Source organism: Curtobacterium sp. MCBA15_005 (genome assembly GCF_001864855.1).
GTDB lineage: Bacteria > Actinomycetota > Actinomycetes > Actinomycetales > Microbacteriaceae > Curtobacterium > Curtobacterium flaccumfaciens.
The window spans coordinates 1-323 of the sequence record NZ_MJGL01000037.1 but is presented as its reverse complement, the minus strand read 5'-3'; the positions used below and the strand labels follow the sequence as shown (position 1 = coordinate 323).

Annotated in this window: 1 protein-coding gene; it reads left to right on the top strand. The window is 69.0% G+C overall.

The genetic code is table 11. The features are described 5' to 3' along the window. On the top strand, positions 1 to 323 hold a 323-nt coding region (locus BIU89_RS12900), incomplete at both ends, for an aldehyde dehydrogenase family protein (RefSeq protein WP_139179123.1).

Genomic DNA, 323 nt, shown 5'->3' with positions numbered 1-323 from the left:
GGTCGTCGTCGCCGTCGAGCCGGTGGCGGACGAGCTCATCCAGAAGATCAAGGACCGCGCGGCGACCCTGCGCATCGGCGACGGTCGTCGCGGGTGCGACATGGGGCCGCTCGTCACGAAGCAGCACCGTGACAAGGTCGCCTCGTACATCGAGGTCGCAGAGCAGGACGGTGCGGTGGTTGTGGTGGACGGCCGCACCGTCCGACCCGACGGCGACGAGAACGGCTTCTGGCTGGGTCCGACGCTGATCGACCAGGTGCCCACCACCAGCCGCGTCTACACCGAGGAGATCTTCGGTCCGGTGCTGAGCGTCGTGCGGGTCG